Below are 5,501 nucleotides of genomic sequence, written 5' to 3' on the forward strand. Positions count from 1 at the left end.
ACCGGCACCTTTTCCACGGCGAGTTCCCGTGCACGCCGCCGGTGACGCGGTCGCCGATGGCAATGCCGGACACTGCCGCGCCGACGGCTTCGACAATGCCGGAGAATTCATGGCCGAGCGTCACCGGCGGCGTGCACGGGAACTCGCCGTGGAAAAGGTGCCGGTCGGTGCCGCAGACGCCGCAGGCTTCGATGCGCACGAGAACGTCCTCAGGCCCGGGAAAGGGTTTGGGGACCTCGCGCAGCGCGATCTTGCCTACCGCCTCCAGCCGCACGGCTCTCATGGTCCGCTCGCCTCAGTTGAATTTGGGTGGCTGCGAGAGGTCGGGTGCCGGCGCCGCCGGTTTGGCCGGCGCTTCGCCGAAGCTCGGCGGCTGCGACAGGTCGGGCGTGCCTGGCGCCGCCGACGCGCCGCCATTGGCGGGGGCAGCGCCGTTGTTCGCCGGCGGCGTGCCGAGCGGCGACAGCGAAGGCATGTCGGGCAGCTTGAGGTCGATGGTGCTGGGCTCCACCGCTGCCCCCTTGTAGCGCATGACCATTTGCGGGAACGCGATGGTGAGCCCGATCATGATCACCTGGATGCAGACGAACGGCACGGCGCCCCAATAGATCTGCCCGGTAGAGACCGGCGCGATCTGCTTTCCGGTGATCCTGTCCAGGTAAGGCACGCGGGCCGCGACCGAGCGCAGGTAGAACAGCGCGAAGCCGAATGGCGGATGCATGAAGCTGGTCTGCATATTGACGCCGAGCAGCACGCCGAACCAGATCAGGTCGATGCCGAGCTTGTCGGCGGCGGGCGCCAAAAGCGGCACGATGATGAAGGCGAGCTCGAAGAAATCGAGGAAGAAGGCAAGCAGGAATACCAGGATGTTGACGCCGATCAGGAAGCCTGTCTCGCCGCCGGGCAGCGAGGTCAGGAGATGCTCGACCCAGATGTGGCCGTTGACGCCGTAGAAGGTCAGCGAGAAGACGCGCGCGCCGATCAGGATGAACAGCACGAAGGATGAAAGCCTGGTCGTCGAGGCGAGCGCCTGTTTGACGACGTCGAGCGACAGCCGCCCCTTGGCCGCCGCCATGATCAATGCTCCGACCGAACCCATGGCGCCGCCCTCGGTCGGCGTGGCGATGCCGAGGAAGATCGTGCCCAACACCAGGAAGATCAGCGCCAGCGGCGGGATCAGCACGATTACCACCTGCTGCGCCAGCTTGGACATCATGTTGATGCGCAGCCGCTGGTCGACGATGGCGGCGACATAGATGACGATGACCCCGACGGCGAAGCCGAGGATGTCGGCATTGTCGCCCTGTGTCGGTGCAAGATAGCGATAGGCGCCGTATGAGATCGCGCCGGCAATCAGCAGCGCCACGATCAGCGACAGCACGCCGCGGCCGAGCGTGCGGGCCTCGAGCGGCAGCGCCGGCATCGAGTTCGGCCGGACGATCGACATGATCAGGATGTAGAGCATGTAGATGCCGGTAAGTACGATGCCCGGGATCAAGGCGCCGGCATACATGTCGCCGACCGAGCGGCCGAGCTGGTCGGCAAGCACGATCAACACCAGCGAGGGCGGGATGATCTGGGCAAGCGTGCCGGAGGCCGCGATGACGCCCGCCGCCAGCCGCCGGTCATAGCCGTAGCGCAACATGATCGGCAGCGAGATCAGCCCCATGGCGATGACCGAGGCCGCCACCACGCCGGTCGTTGCGGCCAACAGCGCGCCGACGAGGATGACCGCATAGGCAAGGCCTCCGCGGATCGGCCCGAACAGCTGGCCGATCGTGTCGAGGAGGTCTTCGGCCATCCCTGAGCGCTCGAGCACGATGCCCATGAAGGTGAAGAACGGTATCGCCAGCAGCGTGTCGTTGGACATCACCCTGGTGCCGTAGAAATTGTCCGGCAGCGCATGCAGCAGCGGCCAGGCGAGGTTGATCGACCCGCCGGAATAGGGCGAGACCAGCACGCCGATGAAGAAGAACAGCAGGCCGTTGGCGGCGAGCGAGAAGGCGACGGGGTAGCCGATCAAAAGGAAGATGATCAGCGAGGCGAACATGATCGGCGCCATGTTCTGCGCGATGAACTCGATCATGGGCGGACCTCGCCAGCGATGGCTTTGGCTTCCTCGGCCAGCGCCTCCGCCTCGAGCCTGGCCTGCTCATGCGCCGATATGAAGGGATTGGGATCGTCCATGTCGCCGCGCATGATGGCGATCTTCTTGATGATCTCGGAAACGCCTTGCAGGGCCAGCAGGAAGAAGCCGACGAGCAGGATGGCCTTGGCCGGCCAGACGATCAGGCCGCCGGCATTGGTCGATATCTCGCCGCTGTGGAAGGACAGCGACACATAAGGCACGAAATAGACCACCATCAGCACGACGAAAGGCATCAGGAAGAACAGGTGGCCGAGCAGGTCGATCCAGTGCTGCACGCGCCGCGAGAACATGCCGTAGACGATGTCGATGCGGATATGGTCGTTCTGCTTCAGCGTGTAGGCCGCGGCCAGCATGAAGGCGGCGCCGAACAGATACCACTGCAGTTCGAGCCAGGCATTGGACGAGGTGTCGAACACCTTGCGGATGACGGCATTGCCGGCGCTCACGAGGATCGCAAGCAGGATCAGCCAAGAGACCCAGCGGCCGATGAACTCGTTGATGCGGTCGATCGTCCTGGATAGAGCGAGAAGCCCTGCCATGCATATCCTCCCTCACAATGCGGCGCGCCCGATTCCCCCTCCGGTGTCGCGTCGCCTGGCCCAACGGTATGCAGTGCGTGGTCCGGCAGGTCAACATGGCAAAGCCGCGCCGAGCAGATCGATAAGCCGCGCAGAGGCGGAATGCCGCCGCCTGACGGTAGGTCATGCAACGAAAGTCTGGGATGCTTAAAGCATGTCTCCTGAAAGTGGGAACCGGTTTCGGGACAAAGACATGCTAAAACCAAAAACCTAAAGCGGATGAAGGGAATCTGAAAGATCGCGACGCGCTTAGGCGATCTTGGCCTGGTCGCGCCCGGCGCCGATCAGCACCAGCATGGCGACGAGGAAGAGATAGATCCAGGCGTCGCGCCATTCGAGCGGGAAGTAGCCGGCCCAGAGCGATTCAGCCATGCCGAAGGCCGCGGCGCCAAGGGCCGCCCGAAGCGGCGACAGGTAGCCGCCGACCGCCGTCACGAACAGGATCTTCAGGCCGTAGACCAGCCCGGTGCCGAAGGAGACATTGCCGTAGTAGAGGCCGGCAAGCACCCCGGCCAGGGCCGCGCAGAAACCGCCGAACAGCACGGCGCGACGGAACACCGCGCGCACATCGACCCCGCACATCGCCGCTGCCTTCGGATCGTCGGAGACGGCACGCCAGGCGCGGCCGAAGCGCGAATGCGAAAACAGCCAGGCCGCCAGCGCCACCAGCGCGACGACCCCCGCGCAGTCAAGCAGCTGGATGACGGTGAGCGTGACCTTGAACCCTTCACCTTCGGCGAAAACGACGGGATCGGCGAGCATCGGCGGCAGCCAGAGATCATGCGTGTCGGCGGCGATGCGGCTCGCCTCCGACAGGAAGATCAAGGTGCCGAGCGTCGTCACCACGATGGCGTTGGGCGAGCGGTCGGCGAGCCTCTCGAACACGCTGCGCGACAGGACGTGGCTTATCAGCGCGGCGTAGAGCAGGGCCGCGGCGACGCCGAGCGCCACCGCGGCGGTCAGCGTCAGCCACAGCGCCTGATAACCGAAGGCGGCGGTCAGGATCATCGTCTGGCCGCAGAAGGCGAACAGCGCGCCATAGGCCAGGTTGGTGCGGTGCAGGATGCCGTTGGTCAGCACATAGCCGAAGGCGAGCAGCGCGTAGAGCGCGCCTGAATGCAGCCCGTTCAGCACCTGCTGGAAGAAATAGAGCATGCGGCATCCCCTACAGCGCCGCGCGCCCGTCCGGCGCGCAAAGGACGCTGTAGCACTTTGATTTTGCGCATGACCCTTTCCAAAAATCGTTCCGATTTTGGTGCCATGCGCGGGCCGGATAATCCGGCCCACTCGGAAATTTGCACTCGGAATATAACTTGTCAAACACGTTTTATAGGTTAGATTTCGATCATGACGGTATCCTGGACCCCGCACCGCTTCACCGGCGGCATCCTTGCGCTTGATACGGCGAACACCGTGGTGCTGCGCAACGATCCGCAAAAGTCCTTCGACCGTTTCGACGACCCGGCCGAGATCGCCCGCTTCGCCGAGGCGGCCAGCGGCTTCCGCGCGGCCGAGCTCGGCGGCCGGCGGCTGTGGGCGCCGGAGCCGGGTGGGATCAAACCGACCGTCATCTCGATCCGCGAAGCGACCGATCGTCTGTTTCGCCATGCCGTATCGAATGGCGCGGTGGCGACCAGCCACCTGCCGGATTTCCTCACGGCCTGCGCCAGCGGGCTGTCCGGCAGCGCGACCGAGATCGGATCGCCTGGCCAGCCTTTCGGCGACCCGCGAACGCCGATCGCCTTCGAGGCGGCTTTGGCCGTCTCGGCGCTGTCGCTGCTGCGCGACGAAACGGTGGCAAGGCTGAGGATCTGCCCCAATTGCAGCTGGCTGTTCGTCGACCGCAGCCGCAACGCCAGCCGGTTGTGGTGCGATATGGCTGTCTGCGGCAATCGCCAGAAGGCAAACCGCTATTACCGCCGCCGCACGGCGGCGAGGGAGGTTCCCAATGCTTAGCAAACTGTCGCGTTCAGCTTTGATCGGCGCCGCCCTGGTCGCCGCAGTCGCGCTCGGCGCCTGCCGCGACACCGGCAAGGACCAGCTTTTCGCCATCTCGGGAAAACTGTTCGAGTTCAACTACCGGCTGGCCATCGCCACCTATGTCATCACGCTGAAGCCGCTGCGGCCGATGGTCGACGGTCAGGTCGCGGTGGTGAGCTTCCAGAATCCGGCCGGCGGCGACCCGCTCATCGTCAACCAGAAGATCTGGCCGAAGCTGCCGCACATCACGCTCACCAGCCCGCCGCTCACCTGCGTGGTCAAAGATAAACCCTATTCCGTCTCGATCCGCATCGAGGATGCGAGCGGCACGCTGCTGCAGAGCATCGATACCACGATGACCTCGTCCGAGGACCAGACGATGCTGCCGGACCGGCCACTGGTGATCGGGCCGAAATACGAGCTCAACCCGGACCTTGCCGGCCATCCTGACGGCAAGCTGCCCGATGCCCAGAAGCCGGATTGCTCCAAAGCGACTTGAGCCACGAAATTTTTGTTCCTCACAAAGCGGTTAGCATGATCTTGCATGCGCCACCGGCCACTCGCCAGACCGTTTGTTGCGTGTTATCTGGCCTCTGTGATTTTGTTTGACCTCACCGCCTAGGGACGAAAGACTGCGACGTCCCACTCCGACGTTGGCTGCCTGATTTGAGGCGCCTCCGCAGAGGAAATACCTGATGACGCTGCACGACGTCGCGCTCGACGACAAGTTCGACCTTGGCAAGGAGCGCGTCTTCCTATCGGGTGCGCAAGCCGTCGTGCGCATGCTTCTGATG

The 5,501-nt window shown here is 64.3% G+C and carries 6 protein-coding genes; 2 read left to right on the top strand and 4 right to left on the bottom strand.

From position 1 onward, the window contains the following. From EOA28_RS23460 to EOA28_RS23475, 4 genes are all read right to left on the bottom strand, one after another. On the bottom strand, positions 1-283 hold a 283-nt coding region (locus tag EOA28_RS23460; RefSeq protein WP_148670817.1), incomplete at its 3' end, for an alcohol dehydrogenase catalytic domain-containing protein. 12 nt (positions 284-295) lie between these two features. Beyond that, positions 296-2,086 carry a TRAP transporter large permease subunit gene (locus EOA28_RS23465; RefSeq protein ID WP_189342148.1) on the bottom strand — a complete coding sequence of 597 codons (1,791 nt, stop codon included), beginning with the start codon at positions 2,084-2,086 and terminating at the stop codon, positions 296-298. Then, a complete protein-coding gene (locus tag EOA28_RS23470; protein WP_127249715.1) occupies positions 2,083-2,688 on the bottom strand; it encodes a TRAP transporter small permease subunit in 606 nt (201 codons plus the stop codon). The genes EOA28_RS23465 and EOA28_RS23470 overlap by 4 nt, the downstream gene beginning before the upstream one ends. Before the next feature lie 288 nt (positions 2,689-2,976). Continuing rightward, a complete protein-coding gene (locus tag EOA28_RS23475) occupies positions 2,977-3,882 on the bottom strand; it encodes a branched-chain amino acid ABC transporter permease (protein WP_128315325.1) in 906 nt (301 codons plus the stop codon). Between the two features lie 192 nt (positions 3,883-4,074). Here EOA28_RS23475 and EOA28_RS23480 point away from each other — a divergent pair, with 192 nt between their 5' ends. Together EOA28_RS23480 and EOA28_RS23485 are read left to right on the top strand one after the other, a co-directional pair. Next, the gene (locus EOA28_RS23480) at positions 4,075-4,683 is read left to right on the top strand and encodes a CGNR zinc finger domain-containing protein (RefSeq protein ID WP_127249713.1); all 609 of its coding nucleotides are present in this window, start codon (positions 4,075-4,077) and stop codon (positions 4,681-4,683) included. Then, positions 4,676-5,206 (top strand): hypothetical protein, encoded by a 531-nt coding sequence (locus tag EOA28_RS23485; protein ID WP_126079870.1) that lies wholly within the window; start codon positions 4,676-4,678, stop codon positions 5,204-5,206. Before EOA28_RS23480 ends, EOA28_RS23485 begins: the two co-directional genes overlap by 8 nt. Positions 5,207-5,501 lie beyond the last annotated feature (295 nt).

This window comes from Mesorhizobium sp. M2A.F.Ca.ET.067.02.1.1 (genome assembly GCF_004023285.1).
Taxonomy (GTDB): Bacteria; Pseudomonadota; Alphaproteobacteria; order Rhizobiales; family Rhizobiaceae; genus Mesorhizobium.

Excerpts from the sequence above, each read along its gene's own strand:
- EOA28_RS23465 (WP_189342148.1), bottom strand. The coding sequence starts at position 2,086 with ATGATCGAGTTCATCGCGCAGAACATGGCGCCGATCATGTTCGCCTCG.
- EOA28_RS23470 (WP_127249715.1), bottom strand. The coding sequence starts at position 2,688 with ATGGCAGGGCTTCTCGCTCTATCCAGGACGATCGACCGCATCAACGAG.
- EOA28_RS23475 (WP_128315325.1), bottom strand. The coding sequence starts at position 3,882 with ATGCTCTATTTCTTCCAGCAGGTGCTGAACGGGCTGCATTCAGGCGCG.
- EOA28_RS23480 (WP_127249713.1), top strand. The coding sequence starts at position 4,075 with ATGACGGTATCCTGGACCCCGCACCGCTTCACCGGCGGCATCCTTGCG.
- EOA28_RS23485 (WP_126079870.1), top strand. The coding sequence starts at position 4,676 with ATGCTTAGCAAACTGTCGCGTTCAGCTTTGATCGGCGCCGCCCTGGTC.